Annotated in this window: 22 protein-coding genes; all 22 read left to right on the top strand. The window is 50.0% G+C overall.

Translation table 11 applies throughout. The features are described from left to right. Positions 1–111: 111 nt before the first annotated feature. Entirely contained in the window at positions 112–906 is a 795-nt protein-coding gene (locus H8S80_RS18815) for a class I SAM-dependent methyltransferase (RefSeq protein ID WP_117621398.1), read from the top strand. A 261-nt stretch (positions 907–1,167) separates the two neighbouring features. Next, positions 1,168–1,701 carry an RNA polymerase sigma factor gene (locus tag H8S80_RS18810; RefSeq protein WP_025529534.1) on the top strand — a complete coding sequence of 178 codons (534 nt, stop codon included), beginning with the start codon at positions 1,168–1,170 and terminating at the stop codon, positions 1,699–1,701. Further along, positions 1,698–2,477 (top strand): hypothetical protein, encoded by a 780-nt coding sequence (locus H8S80_RS18805; protein WP_117621397.1) that lies wholly within the window; start codon positions 1,698–1,700, stop codon positions 2,475–2,477. Before H8S80_RS18810 ends, H8S80_RS18805 begins: the two co-directional genes overlap by 4 nt. Continuing rightward, complete coding sequence (locus H8S80_RS18800; protein ID WP_002601091.1) at positions 2,462–3,331, top strand: ABC transporter ATP-binding protein; 870 nt, start codon at positions 2,462–2,464, stop codon at positions 3,329–3,331. The genes H8S80_RS18805 and H8S80_RS18800 overlap by 16 nt, the downstream gene beginning before the upstream one ends. Continuing rightward, the gene (locus H8S80_RS18795) at positions 3,331–4,410 is read left to right on the top strand and encodes an ABC-2 transporter permease (RefSeq protein WP_117621396.1); all 1,080 of its coding nucleotides are present in this window, start codon (positions 3,331–3,333) and stop codon (positions 4,408–4,410) included. The genes H8S80_RS18800 and H8S80_RS18795 overlap by 1 nt, the downstream gene beginning before the upstream one ends. Before the next feature lie 133 nt (positions 4,411–4,543). Then, the gene (locus H8S80_RS18790) at positions 4,544–5,482 is read left to right on the top strand and encodes a M14 family metallopeptidase (protein WP_117621395.1); all 939 of its coding nucleotides are present in this window, start codon (positions 4,544–4,546) and stop codon (positions 5,480–5,482) included. After that, positions 5,479–6,414 (top strand): M14 family metallopeptidase, encoded by a 936-nt coding sequence (locus H8S80_RS18785; protein WP_117621394.1) that lies wholly within the window; start codon positions 5,479–5,481, stop codon positions 6,412–6,414. Before H8S80_RS18790 ends, H8S80_RS18785 begins: the two co-directional genes overlap by 4 nt. 185 nt (positions 6,415–6,599) lie before the next feature. Next, a complete protein-coding gene (locus tag H8S80_RS18780) occupies positions 6,600–7,595 on the top strand; it encodes an ROK family protein (protein WP_117621393.1) in 996 nt (331 codons plus the stop codon). A 64-nt stretch (positions 7,596–7,659) separates the two neighbouring features. Next, positions 7,660–8,271, top strand: a complete 612-nt coding sequence (locus tag H8S80_RS18775) for a sugar O-acetyltransferase (protein ID WP_002601086.1) — start codon at positions 7,660–7,662, stop codon at positions 8,269–8,271. A 123-nt stretch (positions 8,272–8,394) separates the two neighbouring features. Continuing rightward, a complete protein-coding gene (locus H8S80_RS18770) occupies positions 8,395–8,946 on the top strand; it encodes a hypothetical protein (RefSeq protein WP_025529536.1) in 552 nt (183 codons plus the stop codon). A 190-nt stretch (positions 8,947–9,136) separates the two neighbouring features. Beyond that, entirely contained in the window at positions 9,137–10,345 is a 1,209-nt protein-coding gene (locus H8S80_RS18765) for a phosphoenolpyruvate hydrolase family protein (RefSeq protein WP_117621392.1), read from the top strand. Next, positions 10,332–11,189 (top strand): alpha/beta fold hydrolase, encoded by an 858-nt coding sequence (locus H8S80_RS18760; RefSeq protein ID WP_029465494.1) that lies wholly within the window; start codon positions 10,332–10,334, stop codon positions 11,187–11,189. Before H8S80_RS18765 ends, H8S80_RS18760 begins: the two co-directional genes overlap by 14 nt. Positions 11,190–11,236: 47 nt before the next feature. Continuing rightward, a complete protein-coding gene (locus H8S80_RS18755) occupies positions 11,237–11,566 on the top strand; it encodes a YqfO family protein (RefSeq protein WP_117621391.1) in 330 nt (109 codons plus the stop codon). Positions 11,567–11,607: 41 nt separating this feature from the next. Beyond that, positions 11,608–11,913, top strand: coding sequence for a hypothetical protein (locus H8S80_RS18750; RefSeq protein WP_147338533.1), 306 nt, complete (start codon positions 11,608–11,610; stop codon positions 11,911–11,913). Position 11,914: 1 nt separating this feature from the next. After that, positions 11,915–12,748, top strand: a complete 834-nt coding sequence (locus tag H8S80_RS18745) for a creatininase family protein (RefSeq protein ID WP_117621389.1) — start codon at positions 11,915–11,917, stop codon at positions 12,746–12,748. 16 nt (positions 12,749–12,764) lie between these two features. After that, on the top strand, positions 12,765–13,220 hold the full coding sequence (locus H8S80_RS18740; RefSeq protein ID WP_117621388.1) for a GNAT family N-acetyltransferase: 456 nt from the start codon (positions 12,765–12,767) through the stop codon (positions 13,218–13,220). A gap of 37 nt (positions 13,221–13,257) precedes the next feature. Continuing rightward, the gene (locus H8S80_RS18735) at positions 13,258–13,626 is read left to right on the top strand and encodes a hypothetical protein (RefSeq protein ID WP_038256803.1); all 369 of its coding nucleotides are present in this window, start codon (positions 13,258–13,260) and stop codon (positions 13,624–13,626) included. A 343-nt stretch (positions 13,627–13,969) separates the two neighbouring features. After that, on the top strand, positions 13,970–15,193 hold the full coding sequence (locus H8S80_RS18730) for a Tm-1-like ATP-binding domain-containing protein (RefSeq protein WP_117621387.1): 1,224 nt from the start codon (positions 13,970–13,972) through the stop codon (positions 15,191–15,193). A 19-nt stretch (positions 15,194–15,212) separates the two neighbouring features. Next, positions 15,213–16,043 carry a phosphoenolpyruvate hydrolase family protein gene (locus H8S80_RS18725; RefSeq protein ID WP_110321500.1) on the top strand — a complete coding sequence of 277 codons (831 nt, stop codon included), beginning with the start codon at positions 15,213–15,215 and terminating at the stop codon, positions 16,041–16,043. Positions 16,044–16,112: 69 nt separating this feature from the next. Further along, positions 16,113–17,525: an SLC13 family permease gene (locus H8S80_RS18720; protein ID WP_243007864.1), complete on the top strand. Its 1,413-nt coding sequence runs from the start codon at positions 16,113–16,115 to the stop codon at positions 17,523–17,525. Positions 17,526–17,535: 10 nt separating this feature from the next. Next, complete coding sequence (locus tag H8S80_RS18715) at positions 17,536–18,477, top strand: NAD(P)/FAD-dependent oxidoreductase (RefSeq protein WP_117621385.1); 942 nt, start codon at positions 17,536–17,538, stop codon at positions 18,475–18,477. Between the two features lie 21 nt (positions 18,478–18,498). Further along, positions 18,499–20,373 carry an aryl-sulfate sulfotransferase gene (locus H8S80_RS18710; RefSeq protein ID WP_117621384.1) on the top strand — a complete coding sequence of 625 codons (1,875 nt, stop codon included), beginning with the start codon at positions 18,499–18,501 and terminating at the stop codon, positions 20,371–20,373. The last annotated feature ends 33 nt before the right edge of the window (positions 20,374–20,406 follow it).

The raw sequence follows: 20,406 nt of genomic DNA, 5'->3' as shown, positions 1-20,406 counted from the left end.
ATACCATGCTGGTATTGTAATAATAAATGTGAAAGGAGGTAACGGTATGGAACTGAAAAATTTAATTAAGCGGAGGGCTTTGTTAGGGTAGCTCTCCCAAAGGAGCAGAAGATGGATTATATAGGAAATAATAAAGCAGCCTGGGAAGAGGCATTTGACCATAAACAGGAGGGTTGGGGAGAAGAGAACGATAAGCGTTTACTGAACGAGGATCTCCCGTTTTTTTGTAAGGACATGGCGGCGGAGCTGCGGTCCATGGATTTTAAAGGAAAGAGCGCCGCACAGTTCTGCTGTAATAACGGGCGGGAGCTGCTGTCTCTCATGCAGCTTGGCGCGGAGAGCGGAAACGGATTTGATATTGCGGAAAATATCATCGCACAGGCGTCTGAAACCGCTGAAAAGGCAGGCATTTCGAACTGCCGGTTTGTCTCGTGCAATATTCTGGATATTGATGAGAAGTATCACAACAGCTTTGATTTTATTCTGTTTACAATCGGAGCGATTACATGGTTTGAGGATTTGAAGCCGCTGTTTCAGAAGGTATCGGACTGCTTAAAGCCAGGCGGTATCTTATTGATCCATGATTTTCATCCAGTCATGAACATGCTGCCCATGCCGGGCGAGCCTGAATTTGATGGGGAGCATTTAAACAGAGTTGCCTATTCTTATTTCAGAAAGGAACCATGGATTGAAAATGAGGGGATGGGATATATGTCTGAACCGTATGAGTCAAAGACATTCACCAGTTTCTCCCATACCATGTCGGCCATAATCAACGCGGTCAGCGATTCACAGATGAGGATCGTCAGGCTGAAGGAGTTTGATTATGATATCGGCTTAACTGAAGTGTATGACGGAAAGGGATTTCCGTTGTCTTATATACTCACTGCTGAAAAATGCAGATGATTGTTCTGAGCGGTTCGCAGTTGTCTGCCGCCGGATCATCATGTGACAGCAATGAGAAAGCGGCCGGCTCCGCTTATAAACAGTCGGTAGGGCGAAAGCAGAAGATGCTTTCGCCTTTTCTGTTTTTCTGAGAAATTTTCCATCTGTTAAATTTTCCATTTTATTTAAATCCTTTCTTAAGTTTTCCGCGTTATATTATATGTAACACAAAGGAAGCCAGACAAAACCGGGCAGAAATCAGAAAAAGGGCGGTGACGGGGAGTGAATGAGAAAGAGATAATCAGGAGGATTAAACAGGGCGAAAAGGCGCTGTTTGAGACCCTGGTAAAAGAATACTATCAGGAAATCTACCATTTCTGTTTCTATAAGACGGGAGATGCGGAGAGCGCTTATGACTGCACCCAGGAGACGTTCCTCCATGTGATCCGGTTTCTGGATGGGTATACGGAGCGGAATCATTTCCGGGCCTGGATTTTTGGAATTGCGCGGAACGTGTGCAGCGATTTCTTCCGCAGCAGGAAATTCGTAACCATGGAAGAGGAGGCGCTGGAAGGCGTACAGGAGGAAGAGGAGGGATACCGCCGGGCGGAAATGCGGGACAGCGTACAGGCGGCATTAAACAGGCTTCCGGAGATGCAGAAAGATGTGATTATTCTGAGATTCTATTATGATATGAAGCTGAAGGAAATTGCCGCGGTCGTGGGGGCGGGAATCCCCACCGTGAAATCCAGATTGAAACAGGGAATGGACAAGATGAAGCAGTTCTTAGGAAAGGACGGTGATTTACAGATATGAAACGGGTGTTTGGAGTCTCCGATGAGGAGAAAGCGATGAGAAGCGTGCTGAGGCAGCATGAGGCGCCGGATATGACAGCCCTTCAGGAGCAGAAATTACGGGTTCTTTTAAGTGAGGAGCTGGATAAGAAGCGCCTGACACCGGCTCCGGGCATGTGGAGGCATATGTGGCGGCTGGCCCGGTTTATATCGCCGTCGGTCTGGATTTTACAGGCAGTATTTCTGCTTCTGGCCATATGGGTTTCGGGCAGGCAGACGGAGGAATGGTATCTCTGGAATTTGTCGGCCATGATTCCGTTTCTGGGCGTGATCTGTGTGCCGGAGCTTACAAAGAGCTTCAGCCTTGGAATGTGGGAACTGGAACAGAGCTGCTGTTTCAATTTAAGAAAGCTGATGGCTGCCAAAATGGCGGTCCTGGGTACGGTGGACGGCGTGTTCCTGATTTTTCTGATGGCGGCCGTGGGAAGCCGGGGAACCGGATTTACGGAGGCTGTCCTCGCCCTGCTTCTGCCGTTTCAGGTGTCGAACGCGGTATATCTGGGGCTGTTTCAAGTGCTGAAACGCCACTGCAGCGGGTATGTACTCACCACGGCGGGGATTTTTATGGCGGGAGGAATCCTGATGCTCAGGCAGTATCTTCCGGAGCTGCCCGTTACGGTTTCGGCGGGAATGGCGGCAGGTATCGGAATAGCGGGCTTCGTACTCCTGCTTGTGAGCGGGTACGGGGTAATAAAACAGATGGATAGAGAGGAGACAGTCATATGGAACTTCGGATAGACAGACTGACGAAACAGTATGGAGCGAAAATTGCGGTGGACCGCATGGATTTCACCCTGAAAGCGGGGGTGTATGGACTTTTGGGCGCCAATGGGGCGGGGAAGACTACGCTGATGCGTATGATCTGTGATATTTTGAGACCGACCTCAGGGGAGGTGCTCTACGACGGGCGGCCCATCTCGGAACAGGGGGACGCCTACCGGATGGTTCTCGGCTATCTGCCCCAGCAGTTCGGCTATTATCCGGAATTTACAGCGAATAAATTCATGATGTATATGGCGGCGCTGAAGGGTCTGGGGAAGAGCGCCGCAGCGGCAAAGACACTGGAACTTCTGGAGCTGGTAGGGCTGTCCGAGGTGAAAAACAAGAAGATCAAGACATTTTCCGGCGGAATGAAACAGAGGCTGGGAATCGCACAGGCCATGCTTAATGATCCGGAGATCCTCGTTCTCGATGAGCCGACCGCAGGGCTGGATCCGAAGGAGCGGGTGCGGTTTCGAAACCTGATCAGCTCTTTTTCCAAGGATAAGATTGTGCTGCTGTCCACCCACATTGTCTCCGATATTGAATACATTGCCAATGAGATTCTCGTCATGAAAGCGGGAAAACTGGTTCATCAGGGAAAACCGGAAGAAGTGACGAAGGAGATCACGGGATTTGTCTGGGAATGCAGAGTACCGGCCAGTGAAGCGGATCGCTGGAATGAGAAGTATACCATTGGAAATCTGAGAAATGAAGGCGATTTTTCTATCCTGCGGGTGATTTCCGAGCGTAAGCCTGCCGGAAATGCCGTTCCGGTGAAACCAGTTCTGGAAGATTTATACCTGTACTATTTTGAGGAGGAGAATAGCTGATGAAACAATTAATAAAATTCGAATTTTCTAAATTATTAAAAAAGAAGCTTGTTTTCATCGCGCTGGGGGCGTTTGCCCTTATTTACGCTACCATGCTCTGGTCGTGGATCTTTGGAAATGAATGGGCTGTTACGCAGGAGGGGGAGCAGATTTACGGAACTGAGGCGGAGCGGTACAACACGGAGATTGCAAACCGTTTTGCCGGTCCCCTGACCGATGAGAAGGTGCAGGAGATTCTGGCCGCGTTTCCGAGAACGGATGGGATGACGACGGGGGACGTGTCCAACAATACGTATTATCCGGTTGCGAATCTGTTTGCGGAGCGGGATGGCACGTGGAACGGCAAAACGGTGCAGGAGGTATTTCCGGAATTTGATGAGCCGCCGGTGATCGGTATGTCCAGCCGATGGGAATCCTTCTTATACAGCATGATGTATATCGTTCTGATGTCCGGAATTCTGGTGGTCATTATCGTTTCCCCTGTCTTTTCCGATGAGTATACCAGCGGGATGGATGCTTTGATTCTGACCTCGCGGTATGGGAAGAAACGGTGCGTCCTGGCAAAGGTGATATCTGCGTTCTGCTTCAGCATCACGATGGAAGCGGTAATTCTGCTGGTGGGATTTTTGCTGTTTGCCGCCGGACGCGGACTGGAGGGATGGAATACAGATATCCAGCTGAGCGAGCTTATGGTATTTTCGAGGATTGCGCAGCCGCTCAAATGCTATGAGGCGGCGCTCCTGACGGCGTTTCTGGCGATGATGTCCACCATCACGGTGACCGGGCTTACCCTGCTGTTTTCAGTCCTTTGTCCGACCTCCTTTGTATCCATTATCCTGGCGGCCGTCACCTATCTGGCCCCCATGTTTTTAAATCCGGGAAGCCAGACGGCAAGGCGCATACTGATGCTGTTTCCTGTGAACAGCATCAGCGTTTCGGGAGTCATGAGCGTGGGCGGTTTTACGGCGGGGAGTCTGACCATTCCGCTTCTCGCTGCAGTCGGGGGCGTCGCGGTCGTGATGGCTGCTGCCGGCACTGGTGGATGCAGATACATTTTCTCGAGACATCAGGTCTGTTGAACGCCATGGCCAGCGCACCGGACGTATGATACTCTATCTGATTCCTGCGCCTTTTGCTTGACCTTTTTTGGTGCCTGCGGTATCCTTAACTGGAATTGTAAAGAAGCAGCTTCCGAAAAGGGTGATGAGATAAATGATAGAGACTGTGGCATCCGTAGGGCTCGCGATTGACGAGCGGCTTACGATCTTTAAAAACAGAATACAGCCGGAGAAAATGACAGGAAATGAAAAACGGATCTGCATCGTGACCGGCATACACGGGGATGAACTGGAGGGACAGTACGTCTGCTATGAGCTGAACCGGATTTTAAGGGAACAGAAGGAACGGGTAAAGGGGATCGTGGATATTTATCCGGCCATGAATCCGCTGGGCGTGGATTCCATTACGAGAGGCGTCCCCGGGTTTGATATCGACATGAACCGGATATTCCCGGGAAGTGAGGAGGGGGCGGTGACGGAGCATATCGCTACCCAGATTATGGAAGATATTTCAGGGGCGGATTTCTGTGTGGATATTCATGCCAGCAATATTTTCCTGCGCGAGATCCTGCAGGTGCGCATGAGTGAGGGGACGGCAGAACAGCTGCTTCCCTACGCAAAGCTGCTGAATACGGATTTTATCTGGGTTCACGGGGCGGCTACTGTCCTGGAATCCACGCTGGCTCACGGGCTGAATACCAGTGGCGTGCCTACGGTTGTGGTGGAAATGGGCGTGGGCATGAGGATTACGAAGAGCTACGGACTCCGGCTGACGGAGGGGATTCTGTGTCTGATGAAGCGGCTCGGCATCTGGGAAGGGGAGACGATCGCTCCGAAGGAACCCATGACCTCGGATAACAGAAAAATCGGTCTGGTTCACGCCAATACGGCGGGAATCTTCCTTCCATCGATGGAGCACCAGGGGATGGTGGGAGTGGGGGAACGGATCGGGGAGATCTTAAATCCTCTTGACGGGACTGTTCTGGAGACGGTGGTATCCCCGGTGGAGGGCATGATCTTTACACTACGGGAATATCCGGTGGTCTCCAACGGCTCTCTGATCGCACGTGTGCTGGGAGGTGAGGGCGAATGAGGAAGGAAGTCATCTATACCCTGAAGAATTTGTACCGGGCGGACATGAATATCTACGGATATCATTTCGGAAAAGGTGAGAAATCGGCCTGCATCGTGGGCGCCTGCCGTGGCAATGAAATTCAGCAGCTCTACATCTGCTCCCAGCTGGTCAGGAAATTAAAGGAGCTGGAGGAGCGGGGAGCGATCGTAAAAAATAACGAGATTCTGGTGATCCCTTCCGTCAATCCGTCCTCCATGAATATCAGCAAGCGGTTCTGGCCCACCGATGATACGGATATCAACCGCATGTATCCGGGGGATCCGGGCGGAGAGACGACGAAACGGATCGCCTCCGGTGTCTTCGATGTGGCGCGCCAGTATAATTATGGCATACAGTTTACGAGTTTCTACATACCCGGTGACTTTGTACCGCATGTGCGGATGATGGACACGGGCTACCAGAACCCGAGCCTGGCGAACTTATTCGGTCTGCCCTATGTGGTGGTCCGGAAGGTGAGTCCGTTTGACACGACGACGTTAAACTATAACTGGCAGATGAATCAGACCAATGCGTTTTCCGTGTACTCCAGCGCTACCGATAAGATTGACGAAGAGTCGGCGAAGCGGGCGGTGGCGGCGGTGCTGCGCTTTCTCACACGGATGGGAATGGTGCGCTATCAGAGCCACAGCGGTTATATCGCCACGGTGATCGAGGAGGGCGATCTCGCCAGCGTCAGGACCGACCGGGCCGGACTCTATAAACCGCGTTTCCGGCCGGGCGAAGAGGTCGCGCGGGGTGATGTGCTGGCGGAGATTATCGACCCCTATGAAGGGGAAGTGATCAGCCAGATTCTCTCTCCGGCCGATGGAATCGTGTTTTTCGCACATTCCCAGCCGCTGGTGATGGAGGGAACGATTATATTTAAGATTATTAAACGGCTGCATGAATGACGGCGGACCTCCGGATTCTAAAGAACGGCGATCCTTTTAACCTGAGTATCCTACAAAAAGGAATCTGGCTTAAAGCAAATTCGATTGACAGATTCCTTTTTCTGTGATAACTTATGAAAGAGACTTTATAAAGATATTTTAGTAATGGGAGCTGATAAAACTTCTGCATAGGAAAGGAGGCGCGCATGGGAGCGGATGCAAAGCTGATGAAGGAATTGAATAAGCGGCAGCTTCGCCGGATCCTCCGGCAGTGTAAGGAGGCGACCAAGCCTGAGCTGGCGGACCGTACCGGACTGAGTGTGGTCACGATCAACAGCCTTCTGGAGGATTTGTTGAAGACAGGGGAGGTTGTGCAGTCGGGGCTGGCCCCTTCCGGGGGAGGACGCCCCAGCACGCGGTACCAGTACCGGCCGGATTACCGGTATGCGGTGCTGCTGTACGGCCATCAGAGTGAAGGAAGAAATCTGATGCATCTGGCTGTCGTCAATCTGATGGGCGAGTGTGTATGGCGGAAAGAAGAGTATTTCGACGAGATCCTGTTGGAGAGCTTTGAGGCGGTTCTCGACGATGTGATCGGCCGTTTTCCGGAAATCGGTCTGCTGGCTTTTGGGCTCCCGGGGGAGGTCGTGGATGATGTGGTGACCATTCATGATTACCAGGCGCTCGTCGGGCCGGAATTTATGGCCCATTATAAGGAGCGCTACCATCTTCCGGTAGTCTTCGAGAACGATATCAATGCCATGACCTACGGCGCCTGCCGGGAAGGGGACGTGGAAAAGGCTACGGTGGCGGGAATCTATCTCCCGAGAATTTATCCGCCGGGCGCAGGACTCGTAATTCAGGGGAAGATCTATTATGGAACGTCCCACTGTGCTGGCGAGCTCGCCGGTCTTCCCGTGCCGGTTTCATGGGATTCACTGGATTATGGGCGAGAGAACGACGTCCTGGAGAACCTAAAGCTGCTGACCGCGGTGTATGGGTTTACGGTAGCTCCGGAAACGCTCATATTTTATGGTGATTTCTTTACAGGGGAGCTGCAGGAGCAGCTGAGGGCATACAGCGGGAAGCTTCTGGAAGGAAAATTCCATATGGATCTTATCTTCGCAGAAAATCTGGAACGGGATTACGAAGAAGGAATGAAGCGGCTGGCCCTGGAAGCGCTGTGGGAAGAAATGGAATAAAGATGAAGAAGTGTTGAAACAGTGATGAAACAGAGACAGAATCGAACATGAGGAGGAAGTAAAGATGAATCAGAGAGAAAGAATGTTAAGCGAACTGCCATATAAGGCGTGGGAGGATGGACTCGAGGAGGAGCGGAAGGAGAGCAGAAAACGGGTTCACCGCTATAACAATCTGCCTCCGGAGGCGGAAAAAGAGAAAGATGCGCTGATCCGTGAGATCTTCGGAAAAACGGGTGAGAATATCTTTGTGGAGGCGCCGTTCCGCTGTGATTATGGAACCCACATTGAAGCCGGAAATAATTTCTATGCGAATTTCAACTGTGTTATCCTGGATGTGGCAAAGGTGGTAATCGGCGAAAATGTCATGTTTGCCCCCAATGTGGCGGTCTATACGGCTGGCCATCCGGTTCATCCCGATTCGAGAAACAGTGGATATGAGTACGGAATCGGCGTGACAATCGGGGATAATGTCTGGGTCGGCGGAAATTCCGTCATCAATCCGGGCGTCCATATCGGCAATAACGTTGTAATCGGTTCCGGCAGCGTTGTGACAAAGGATATTCCTGATAATGCGATAGCCGTGGGCAATCCCTGCCGTGTGATCCGCTACATTACGGAAGAAGACCGGAAATACTATTTCAAAGACCGGGAGTTTGACGTAGACGATTATAAATAGGAAGGACCGCCAGAGTGTGAAACTTTTGTGATCTTTCCCTGAGAATTATTTACAGTTTCCTACTATCGTGGTATGATATGGCTGATTTCTGGAAAATGATGTGATACGAAAGGAGAATGCCATATGACGATGATGGAACGATTGATTGGTTACTTAACAGGCCATTTTGATAATTCGCAGCAGCTGGAACGGTTCGAAAGAGAAGGGATCACCGGTTATCCCAGGGCGGAGCACAGGAATACCGTGTGCAATGACCGGATAACGGGGCTGCCGGCAGATTTTTCTGGAGTATTCGTTCTGGAGGAGAGCTATTATACGACGGACGGCAAGACGAATGCAATGCCGCATCTGTTCCTGTTTACGGAGGAAGAGGGAGGCATCAAGCTGACTTCCTACGATATGCCGGAGGGATACACGAAGGAGAACTTTACCAGCGACAACTTAAAAGAGACTGCATGGGAAAGTCTGAAGATTTCAGAGAAGTTCACGCCGATCATTTATCACGAGGAGAACGGAGCCTTTGTGGGAAAAGGTGTCAGCATGTTTTCGCCGGTGCTGAAATTTAAGCTGGAGGAGAGATTCGACAGTGAGGTGCTGGAGGTCTCAGAGACCTTTGAGGTGAACGGAAAACGGACGTTTGGATATGATCTGCCGTTGGAATATAGAAGAGTGTAGTCTTTGTTAAATATTTTCAGATGGATAGTGATCCGGGGGCGGAAGCCCCCGGTTTTTTTGTACTGACAGAGGTTAAACTGTTACGACAGAGGAAGCAATCTTTTCCCAACACGTTTACATTTCCCCTACAACGCGGTAAAATACAAGGAACATGATATACAAGGAACATGACATACTCCCAGGAGGCAAAATGATTCCCAGAAATGAAATTCTAAAGCGCCTTCGCGCGCAGATCAACGTAAATGGACACATTATAGGTACGGTGGCAGGCTCGGGCATGACTGCCAGATATTCGGCCATGGGAGGGGCGGATTTACTTCTGGCGCTGAGCGCCGGGAAGTTCAGGATTATGGGAAGAAGCTCCTTCTCCAGCTATCTGTGTTATGGCGACAGCAACACGATCGTGATGGATATGGGCTGCAATGAACTGCTGCCAATCATAAAGGATACGCCGGTGCTTTTTGGCCTGTTTGCCAGTGATCCGATGATCAATCTCTATGATTATCTGCAAAAGATCCGTGAAAATGGTTTTTCCGGCGTTGTAAATTACCCGACGCTGTCACTGATTGACGGGAAGTTCGGGGAAGCACTGAGCGAAGAGGGGAATACCTATGAGAAGGAAGTGGAGGCCATTAAGCTGGCTCACTTTCTTGATTTATTCACCATTGCTTTTGTCGTGGACGCGGAGCAGGCCAGGAAGATGACGCTGGCCGGAGCCGATGTGATCTGCGCTCATCTGGGGCTGACCAAGGGCGGATTTCTGGGGGCGAAAAAGTACATCTCCATCAATGATGCGAGAAAGATATCGGACGAGATATTCAATGCCAGTGACGAGATTCGAAGCGATGTCATAAAGATGATCTATGCCGGACCGGCCAATACGCCGATCGACATGCTGTATCTGTACCAGAATACAAAATGTCAGGGCTACATAGGCGGTTCAACCTTCGACCGGATTCCTACGGAACGGGCGATTTTAAATACGACGAAGGCGTTCAAAAGCTACGGAAGCTTTGACGAAAAAGACCCCATGTCTAAGCTTCTGAACGGAAACTGGAATCCGGGCGATTACGTGGAATTTGTGAAAAAATATATCGAAGAGCACTATATGAAGGAAATTCAGCTGAGGGATTTGGCGGTGGTAGCCCACGTGTCAGGTTCTTATTTAAGTGTCAAATTTAAGAAGGAAGTCGGATGCAGCTTCACAGAGTATCTGGTGCGGTTCCGTATGAACAAGGCGAAGGAATTGTTCGAGCAGAAAAATGCCTCCTGCAAGGAGGTTGCCGCCATGGTAGGATATGAAGATTACGCCCAGTTTTCCAGAATGTTTAAGAAGTATACGGGCATTCCGCCGGTGGAATATGCAAGGAAAGGGAGGGAAAGTCATGAGCATATATAAATCAGAGGCAGGGCGAAGAAAATCGCTGGAATTATATGACAGACAGCTTGCGAAACTGCAGCTGCCATTTTCCGATATCTATGCAGATACATCCTTCGGCAAGACTCATATCGTTGATACGGGAAACAAGGAGGGAAGGCCATTACTCGTTTTTCATGGTGGAAACAGTACCTCTTCCTATAATTTGCTGTTGTGCCGTTTCCTCCTGGCGGATTTCCATATCTATGCGGTTGACACAATCGGACATCCGGGAAAGAGTGATGAAGTCTGTCTGTCTCCCAGAGGATACGACTATGGGCGATGGGCAGGCGAAGTGATTGAAAAAATCGGATATGACCGGATTGCCTGTTTTGGGGGCTCGTTTGGCGGCGGTATCCTGGCAAAGCTGTTATGTACGGCTCCGCAAAAAGTTGAAAAAGCCGTTTTTATTGTACCTGCAGGTATCCATAACGCGGTGCCGGTATCCTCTGTCAGAATGATGATACCTCTATTACAGTACCGCATTACGAAGAAGGAGAAGTATCTGATTAAGACTGCGCTCTATATGGCATTACACAGAGAGGTTCTTGATAAAGACACCTTAGATATATTAAAAGACAGCTTTGAACATGTAAAAACAAAAGTCGGTATGCCGACAAATATAGAGAGAAGGAAACTATCGGGATATCATGCTCCAACACTTGTCATTGCTTCGGAAAAGGATTGTTTATTTCCGGCGAAAAAGGTGCTGCCCAGAGCAAAACAGCTATTTCCAAATTGTAAGGTATATGAATTAAAGGACAGCGGCCATATGCACGTTCTGCCGGAAAAGGTCAAGGGCTGGATCGTGGATTTTTTGAAATGAGGTGTCATCATTTCATGGAAAATGCAGCTGCATTCAGGAGGAAGCTTATGACTGTCGACGTGAAAAATGTGAAAATGGAACTGTACGTGCCGGAAGCGTATGTTGAACCAATACGGGAGGCGCTGGTGCGGATCGGTGCATGCCGGGTCGGTAACTACGATCACGTGGTCTCTTACCATAGTATAAAGGGGACGTGGAGACCATTGGAAAACAGCAATCCCTTTAACGGGGCAATTGGAGAAATTTGCTGCGGCACTGAAGTCAAAATGGAGGTGCGCTGTCCGGTTGAACTGGCAGAGAATGCGGTCAATACGGTTAAAAAGATTCACCCATATGAGGAACCGGTCATAAATGTCATTCCGCTATTGGAGTTTTAATGGGGAGTCAAGCCGGAAGTATTTTCATAAAAGGAGGAGTTGTGGGAGTCAGTAAAAAAGGTAAGCGGAAAATTATGATAGACGGGAACGTGTACTGGTGGTTTGCAGAGGCGGGGGCCGGGGGCGAACCGGTGGTCCATATATTGGCGGATGACCATTCCTTTCTTGCAGATTGTAATATGTATTGTCCGGTTTTAAGAATTACAAAAGACAGCCGTAAGGGCGTACGCGATCTGGCAATACCATTTGATGTATCTGATCGGTATGCAGCATTTACGCCCAAATACATCGAGGAGTTAATCCGAATAGGAATTTCAGATAATTTCAACACTTTAGGAGGGGAATGATATGTTTCAATCGATTTTTCAGAAGACAATGGCTGAGGAGAACTGGCAGGAAGTCCAGAAACAGGGGGCTGAGAATATACCGGCACTTTTTCCTCTGGGTGTCATTGAAGAGCATGGACCGCATCTTCCGTTAGGCGCTGATATTTACTGGAGTTATGCGATGTGCAGGATTGTGAAGGAAAAACGAAAGCATATGGGGAAAGAGAGCGTGATACTTCCGCCGTACTATTGGGGAGTGAATCACTGTACCGGGAGCTTTCCGGGGACATTTTCGCTGAAGCCGGAGACTATGAGGCAGGTGCTGTTTGAAATATTTGAAAATGTAAAGGATTTTTCCTTCCGCCAGGTATACTGCTTTAACTATCATGGAGATTCCTGCCATGTAAACAGTATTATTGAAACAATTAAAGAAGTAAATGAAAAGCTGGATCTTTCGGTCAAACTGGTCGTGAATGCAATGGATTTACCACTGTATGGCTGGCGGGGAGATGAGAATTTTCTGTTGGTTGTGGATCCGGACTATCCAGTGGAGTGGTTTGAAGAGGAGGAACCTTCAGAACACGGCTTGCAGGATATTCATGCAGGTGCGTTTGAGACTGCGGTTCTTCATTATTTTTGTCCGGAACTGGTTGATTTGGAGACTGCGGAACAGTTGGTCTCATCATCGCTGAATGAGGAAGGCATGGAAAAATGGCTCCAGGGCGGCAGTGTAATCAGGGAGGCTGCTCCTCTGGGCTATGCGGGTAATCCGGCGGGGCATCGCGCTGTCGCCAAACACGTGGCGGAAATGCTGGATATGCAGGTGGAAAATATCGTAAGCCAAATGAGGCTATGATGGAAGGCAGGATAAAATGGAACTGAATTATAGAAAAGCCGTGCAGGACGACGCGGAACTTCTGATTGAAATGTATAATGCGGCCTTCCATGCGGATTACATTCGCTACGGGGAATGCCCGGCGTATGGGAAGACGAAGGAAGCGATGGAATTATCCATTGCCGGATTTCCCAAATACATTATTTTGAGTAAGGAAGTCCCTGCTGGTGTGATTTCTCTCGTGAACAGAGGAGATGGACAGTACCATCTGGGGTGTTTATGTATTATTCCGGAATATCAGGGGAAGGGAATCGGTTCCCGGGCATTTCGGCATATGCTGTCCGTTTTTCCTGACTGGAAGCGGATTACGCTGGAAACGCCTGCGGATAAAGAGGAGAACATCGCATTCTATACGAAAAAATGTGGATTTCATACTGGGAATAAGGAGATGGATGGAAATGTGGAGGTTATTACTTTCTATATGGAGCGCTAAGAAAGATTGCACGTTTAGGAAATTAAGGAAGATCACAATGCTTGCATGTGTTCTGCTGATCATGATACCACTGTCCCTGACCGCATGCGGCGGAAGGGCAAACACATCAAGCAGTGTTTATCCCAATATAGACGATGCGGATATTCCTGATATTCTGGAAAAAACGGTGGGTACAGTGGGAAATACGTATTTTACTTCTTTTGGGAAATCAGACAACAAGGATTATCGGTCTTATCTGGCGGTGACATTTGAAAATACCACAGAGGATGACTATGACGAATTAATGGAACATTATCAATCCGCTTCGACTGGAACGGACGAGGAGGGCTTCCTGCTTTTTGACTGGGGACGGCTCCATGTAAATGCAGAGGATGATTCCATTCTTCTCAATGCGTATATGAAGTAGAAGATCACTTTATACAATTGAAAAAAGATCAAATCATGAACAGAGAGGCAGCGATACCGCAAAAGTACCGCTGCCTCTCATTTTTGTACCCAAAAGTAAAAAAGCGGGAAAACGCATCTCCAGGCACTGCAAATCGCTTTAAATTCAAAATCTAATATAAACACAAGGAGAGTTAATAAAAACAACAACATTTAGAAATATAAACACAAGAGAAGATAAACTAACAACATTTATTCGGAAATGAGGGAAGTGTACAATATATTTGTAGCAGGGAAGCAAAAATGGGGATAGAAATACAGCGAAAATCACGGCCGGGTTTCGCTGAAAAGAAGGAGAGGTTTACATGAAAACAATAGCAATCGCAGGAACCTTTGATACGAAAGGAAAGGAATATCTCTACGTAAAGGGACTGGTTGAGGAGCTGGGGCTGCACGCATTAACCATACATACCGGCGTGTTTGAACCAGAGTTTACGCCGGACGTGTCCAACGCGGAGGTAGCAGCCGCGGCCGGATACGATATCCGTGCCATTGTCGAACGAAAGGACCGGGCCATGGCGACAGAGGCGCTGTCGAAAGGAATGGAGACACTGGTTTTGCAGCTGTACGGGGAAGGCAGGTTTGACGGGATTCTGTCATTTGGAGGTTCAGGGGGAACTTCCATGGTGACTCCTGCCATGCGGGCGCTGCCCATCGGAGTTCCCAAGCTTATGGTGTCAACCATGGCTTCCGGCAACGTGGAACAGTATGTGGGCACCAGCGATATTGTGATGATGCCGTCCATTGTAGATGTGGCCGGGCTGAACTCCATCTCAAAGGTGATTTTCAGAAATGCAGTCCTTGCCGTCTGCGGAATGGTGAGGCTGAAAGAGGAGCTGAAGCCGGAGATAGGGGATCACAAGCCTCTGGTTGCTGCGACCATGTTCGGTGTTACGACGCCGTGTGTTGGATTTGCAAAGGAGTGTCTGGAGACGCATGGGTATGAAGTCCTGGTATTTCATGCGACCGGTACCGGGGGGCGGACGATGGAAGCGCTGACGGACGCCGGATTCTTTAAGGGCGTGCTGGATCTGACCACGACGGAGTGGTGTGACGAGGTGGTGGGCGGAGTCCTGGCAGCAGGCCAGACGCGCTGTGAGGCGGCGGCCCGCTGCGGGATTCCCCAGGTGGTTTCCGTAGGGGCCATGGATATGGTGAATTTCGGGCCGTTCGATACGGTTCCGCAGAAATTTGCGGGAAGAAATCTCTATAAACATAACCCGACCGTTACCCTGATGAGGACCACGGCCGATGAAAATAGAGAGGTTGGAGAAAAGCTGGCTGAGAAGCTGAATCTGGCTTCCGGAAAGACTGCGCTGCTGCTTCCGTTAAAAGGCGTATCGGCCATCGACGCGGAGGGCCAGCCATTCTACGGACCAAAGGAAGATCAGGTGCTGTTTCAGACACTGCGTGACGGGGTGAACCGGGACGCTGTTGAGATCATGGAACTGGATTACAACATCAACGATAAGGAATTTGCCGTATGTGCGGCTGAAAAATTAATGGAACTTATGGAAAGAGAAGCATAAGAACAAGGAGGATTTAAAAATGAACAGAATGACAAGAAGTGAGATCATGGAAAAATTCCACAAAGAGGTGGAAGAGGGAAGAATCCTGGTAGGCGTTGGCGCAGGAACCGGAATTACGGCGAAATGCAGTGAAAAGGGCGGAGCTGACATGCTGATTATCTACAATTCCGGTCGTTTCCGTATGGCTGGCCGCGGTTCCCTGTCAGGGCTGCTGGCGTATGGCGATGCCAATAAGATCGTACAGGAAATGGGCTCCGAGGTACTTCCGGTCGTGAAAAACACTCCGGTTCTCGCCGGTGTCTGCGGTACGGATCCTTTCCGTGTGATGGACCTGTTTCTGAAACAGCTGAAGGACCAGGGCTTCAACGGTGTGCAGAATTTCCCGACCGTAGGATTAATTGACGGCAAATTCAGAGCTAACCTGGAGGAGACAGGAATGGGATACGGACTGGAGGTTGACATGGTCCGTGAAGCACACAAGCTGGATATGCTCACCTGTCCATACGTCTTCGATCCGGAGCAGGCAAAAGCCATGGCGGAAGCCGGAGCGGATATATTGGTTGCCCATATGGGACTGACCACCAAGGGAAGCATCGGCGCGGAGACAGCGCTCACGCTGGACGACTGCTGCGTAAAGATCAGGGAGATTATCAAGGCGGGAAGAGAAGTGCGCCAGGATATTATGGTTATCTGCCATGGCGGCCCGATCGCAGATCCTGAGGATGCCGCCTACGTAATCAAACATGTGCCTGAAATCGACGGATTCTTCGGCGCCTCCTCCATCGAGCGCCTTGCATCAGAACGTGGAATGACCGCACAGACAGAAGCATTTAAGGCCATTGAAAAATAAATACCAATATGCCCTGGGGCTGCACTGCCGCAGGGCATAAGCTGAATAGAAATGGAGAAGGGGAAAAATATGGACAAACAGGGGATTACAGCAGATAAAAAGACGGTGTTTGATTTAAAGTTTTTTATAAAATGGGGGATCGCAATCGGAGTTCCCTGCATCCTTTACTTTGCAATTCCGCAGACGGAGGCCGTCTCACTGGAAATGAGAAAATTCTTCGTATGCACCGCGTGGGCGATTCTGACCTGGGCGATGAATCTGCTTCCGGTTTACATTTCCGGCCTGCTCTTAACGGTAGGAGCGATTCTTTGGGGAGTGGCCCCCGCCAATGTCGTCCTGTCACCGTGGACCGGTTCGGTCGTATGGCTGTCTCTGGGCGGTCTGACGCTTTCCGTGATCTTTGAGAAAAGCGGGCTGATGCAGCGGATCGCGTACTTTTTTATTGTAAAATCCGGCGGTTCCTATAAGGGGATCATAACGGGAATCACACTGTCCGGTATCGTGGTGGGGCTTCTGGTCCCCAATATGACCGGTCGTGTCGCCCTCTACTGCGCCCTGTGTTTTGGAATCTACAACGCGTTAAAGATACCGAAGAACAGCAATACCGGAGCCGGAATCATGTTTGCCGGTTTCGTGGCGGCAATCGCACCATCCTGGCTGTATCTATCCGCAAGCGAGAACCTTCAGCTGGTCAATTCCTACTTAAAGGAAACGGGAAACAGCGTCAGCTGGATGCAGTATTTTATCAGTAACTTTCCCGTCATGCTTTTATGGCTGATCGTTCTTCTGATCATGGTGCGGATTCTGTTTAAACAGGATGCCTCCATTGACGGAAAAGAGTATTTTAAAGAAAAACAGGAATCTCTCGGAAAAATGTCGAAAAAGGAAATCAAGTTTCTGGTTATCCTGATTTTACTCGTTATTGCGATGGTATTTTCGGGAATTGACGCAGGCTGGCTCTTTATTCTGGCTGTAATCGCCTGTTTCCTTCCGGGAGTGGACGTTGCGGATATCGAGGATATGAAGCAGGTGAATTTCCCGATGGTATTCTTCGTGGCGGCAACCATGGCGATCGGAAGCATGTCAAATGCCGTTGGCGTAGCCGGTCTGGTGAGCGAGCTGATGATGCCGATTCTCCAGAATGTCGGAAATTTTGGATTGATCCTGTTTGCATGGCTGACCGGTGTGATCACCGATATGATGATGACTCCTCTGGCCGGTATGGCGGCATTTTCACCGCTCTTTATTGACATTGCGGCGAAGCTGGGACTCAGCGTGGTGGGAACCACCTTCAGTTTCGTATGGGGCGTGGAGCAGCTGTTCTTCCCCTATGAGTGGGCGCTGTTCCTGATTCTGTTCAGCTACGACGTCTTTGATATGAAAAAAGCCATGAAATTCTGTACCGTCCGCACAATACTCAGCATCATTTTCCTGGCGTTTCTGATTTATCCGTACTGGATGATGACTGGATTTTTAAGATAGGAGAGGAAGCATGAAAATATATGATGTGATCATTGTGGGGAGCGGACCTGCCGGGATGACGGCCGCGATATATGCGAAGAGAGCGAATCTTGACGTTCTCCTTTTAGATAAACTGGCGCCGGGCGGGCAGATCATCAATACATATGAAATACAGAACTATCCGGGCTTCAGTTCGGTCAATGGAGCCGATCTGGCGATGCAGGTGTTTGAGCATACCCAGGCTCTGGGAATCGAATTCGATTACGGCACTGTGGAGAAAATTGAGACAGAGGAACGGGAAGACGGCGGCTGCGGTACCATAAAGATAGTGACGTGTGCGGAAGGAAAAACATACCGTTCCCTGGCAGTCATTCTGGCTGCGGGAACAAAGCCGCGTATGCTCCACGTGCCGAATGAGCTGGATTTTGCAGGAAAATCCATTAGCTGGTGCGCCATCTGTGATGGAGCAAAATACCGGGATAAATCGGTCATCGTGATTGGCGGAGGCAATTCCGCGGTGGAGGAATCCATCTACCTGGCGGAAATGGCAAAAAAGGTGACGGTGGTAACCATGCTTGATCTCACCGCAGACCCGATGGCCTGCGATAAACTGAAGTCTCTGCCCAATGTGGAAGTCCATGAGTGGTTTGATATCAAAGAATTTCTGCCTGGGGCTGTATTTACCGGCCTGCGTGCGGTTTCCAGCAAAACAGGGGAGGAAATCGTAGTATACGGAGACGGCGCGTTCGAATATATCGGGCTTCAGCCGGTAACGGAGCCATTTGCCGGTCTCGGCATTCTGGAATCACACGGTTATATTGAAGCGAACGAGCGGATGGAGACGGCGGTGCCGGGAATCTTCGGTGCCGGTGATAGTAACAGCAAGCTGCTCCGGCAGATCGTGACTGCCTGCTCGGATGGCGCAGTGGCCGCTCAGTCAGCGGCGGCGTATAAGAAGAAATGTATGGGATAAATGGGAAGGAAGGGATAACAGATGATTCGATATGAGAAGAAAAACAGCCTGATTACACAGCAGGCGGAAGCGGAACAGAAGTTTCTGGAGACATTCGAGGCGGGAGCATACACGGCATCCAGCCCGCTGGTAGTGAGAAATCCGTATCTGATCTCTCCGCTGACGGCGATGATTCTTTTTAAGACCGCTGTAAAGCAGGAGGTCACGCTGACGGTAAAGGGGAAGGAGCCGGAAGGCGATATCAGCCATACATTTCCGGCCGATACGGTCCATATTCTTCCGGTTTATGGTCTGTATGCGGACTGCGAAAATACGGTGGAGCTCATTTTGTCGGGAGGAGAACGGGAGACGGTTATGATTAAAACCGAGCCGCTTCCCCCAGAGGTACCGGTTCCCACATTCTGCAAGGGCAGCGGAGTGCATATGGGAGACAATGTGATTTTTCTGACACAGACGTCGAAGGCCGATGCGCTGGCATGTGATTACCGCGGGGACGTAAGGTGGTATCTGACGGTAAACGTCTGCTTTGATATGAAGCGTCTTGCGAACGGCCATCTGCTTGTCGGTACGGACCGGCTGATCAAGCTGCCGTATTACGTGAGCGGTGTGTATGAGATGGGGGTACACGGAAAAATATACCGGGAATACAGGCTTCCGGGCGGTTATCACCATGATACCTTTGAGATGGAAGACGGCAATATCCTGATGCTGTCTCAGATTCCGGACCGGGATACCGTAGAAGATGTGCTGGTCCTTGTCGACCGCCAGACGGGAGCGATCGTGAGAACCTGGGATTACAGGGAGATTTTGCCTTACGACTGCCAGACGACCTGGTCCGGATCGGCCTCCGCACACGACTGGTTCCATAATAATGCGGTATGGTACGATAAGAAGACGGATTCCATCACGCTTTCCGGCCGGCATCAGGATGCGGTGATTAATATAGACTTCAAAACAGGAGCCCTCAACTGGATTCTGGGAGATCCGGAGGGATGGCCGGAAGAGTACGTGGAGAAGTATTTCTTCCGGCCGATCAGTGAACCGTTTGAATGGTCTTACGAGCAGCACGGCGTGGTGGTGTGCCCGGACGGAGATATTATGATGTTTGATAACGGTCACTATCGTTCCAAGGTAAAGGCTCATTACAGCAAGGCGAAGGACAGCTATTCCAGAGGCGTGCGCTACCATATCGACAGAGAGGCACGGTCTATCGAACAGGTATGGCAGTATGGAAAGGAGAGAGGCGCAGACTTCTTTTCGCCATATATCTGTAATGTGGAATATTACGATGAAGGCCGCTATATGGTGCATTCCGGTGGAATTGCCTATAAGGACGGGGAACCGTTAGAGGGGCTGGGGAGCATGGATGGAACCGGTGAGGGCTGTACGCTGAATGCAATTACCTGCGAGCTGGTAAATGATGAGGTAGTCTATGAGCTGCACGTACCTTCCAATGTATTCCGTGCTGAGAAGCTGCCTATGTATTATGCCGGTGAGACGGCGGAACTGGGAGCAGGGAAAACACTTGGTTCCATGAGCAGAACTGGAGAATTTGCGACAGAGATTCCGGCTGCCTGTACGGGGGAACTGATTCCGGAGCATTACGAGGCTTCCGTTACGGAGGAGGAGGACCGAATCCTGTTTAATGCTACCTTTGAGAAGGGGGAGCTGGCCATGCTCCTGCTGGAAGAGGAGGACGGTGGTGTGCACCGCTATTATATCAACACGTCGGCTGCGAAAAATTTCGAGGCAATGTGTGTCGGAACGTTTCTGAAGAATGATCCCAGAAATGTAGATGTGTATGTTAATAAATGCGGGATAAGCAAAAACGTGAAGGTCCGTGTGCTGCTGGAAGACAAAATCTATGAGACCGGCGTCGAAATCCGTATGGAATAGCAGACCAGCAGAGCAGGAAAGAGAAGAAGAACC

The organism is Hungatella sp. L36 (genome assembly GCF_014288035.1).
The sequence above is the reverse complement of the archived record's forward strand: the minus strand, read 5'-3'. Positions and strand labels throughout refer to the sequence as shown.

Excerpts from the sequence above, each read along its gene's own strand:
- H8S80_RS18715 (WP_117621385.1), top strand. The coding sequence starts at position 17,536 with ATGAAAATATATGATGTGATCATTGTGGGGAGCGGACCTGCCGGGATG.
- H8S80_RS18795 (WP_117621396.1), top strand. The coding sequence starts at position 3,331 with ATGAAACAATTAATAAAATTCGAATTTTCTAAATTATTAAAAAAGAAG.
- H8S80_RS18765 (WP_117621392.1), top strand. The coding sequence starts at position 9,137 with ATGATTCCCAGAAATGAAATTCTAAAGCGCCTTCGCGCGCAGATCAAC.
- H8S80_RS18710 (WP_117621384.1), top strand. The coding sequence starts at position 18,499 with ATGATTCGATATGAGAAGAAAAACAGCCTGATTACACAGCAGGCGGAA.
- H8S80_RS18785 (WP_117621394.1), top strand. The coding sequence starts at position 5,479 with ATGAGGAAGGAAGTCATCTATACCCTGAAGAATTTGTACCGGGCGGAC.
- H8S80_RS18760 (WP_029465494.1), top strand. The coding sequence starts at position 10,332 with ATGAGCATATATAAATCAGAGGCAGGGCGAAGAAAATCGCTGGAATTA.
- H8S80_RS18780 (WP_117621393.1), top strand. The coding sequence starts at position 6,600 with ATGGGAGCGGATGCAAAGCTGATGAAGGAATTGAATAAGCGGCAGCTT.
- H8S80_RS18730 (WP_117621387.1), top strand. The coding sequence starts at position 13,970 with ATGAAAACAATAGCAATCGCAGGAACCTTTGATACGAAAGGAAAGGAA.
- H8S80_RS18815 (WP_117621398.1), top strand. The coding sequence starts at position 112 with ATGGATTATATAGGAAATAATAAAGCAGCCTGGGAAGAGGCATTTGAC.
- H8S80_RS18770 (WP_025529536.1), top strand. The coding sequence starts at position 8,395 with ATGACGATGATGGAACGATTGATTGGTTACTTAACAGGCCATTTTGAT.
- H8S80_RS18775 (WP_002601086.1), top strand. The coding sequence starts at position 7,660 with ATGAATCAGAGAGAAAGAATGTTAAGCGAACTGCCATATAAGGCGTGG.
- H8S80_RS18740 (WP_117621388.1), top strand. The coding sequence starts at position 12,765 with ATGGAACTGAATTATAGAAAAGCCGTGCAGGACGACGCGGAACTTCTG.
- H8S80_RS18735 (WP_038256803.1), top strand. The coding sequence starts at position 13,258 with ATGCTTGCATGTGTTCTGCTGATCATGATACCACTGTCCCTGACCGCA.
- H8S80_RS18720 (WP_243007864.1), top strand. The coding sequence starts at position 16,113 with ATGGACAAACAGGGGATTACAGCAGATAAAAAGACGGTGTTTGATTTA.
- H8S80_RS18725 (WP_110321500.1), top strand. The coding sequence starts at position 15,213 with ATGAACAGAATGACAAGAAGTGAGATCATGGAAAAATTCCACAAAGAG.
- H8S80_RS18755 (WP_117621391.1), top strand. The coding sequence starts at position 11,237 with ATGACTGTCGACGTGAAAAATGTGAAAATGGAACTGTACGTGCCGGAA.
- H8S80_RS18745 (WP_117621389.1), top strand. The coding sequence starts at position 11,915 with ATGTTTCAATCGATTTTTCAGAAGACAATGGCTGAGGAGAACTGGCAG.
- H8S80_RS18805 (WP_117621397.1), top strand. The coding sequence starts at position 1,698 with ATGAAACGGGTGTTTGGAGTCTCCGATGAGGAGAAAGCGATGAGAAGC.
- H8S80_RS18800 (WP_002601091.1), top strand. The coding sequence starts at position 2,462 with ATGGAACTTCGGATAGACAGACTGACGAAACAGTATGGAGCGAAAATT.
- H8S80_RS18790 (WP_117621395.1), top strand. The coding sequence starts at position 4,544 with ATGATAGAGACTGTGGCATCCGTAGGGCTCGCGATTGACGAGCGGCTT.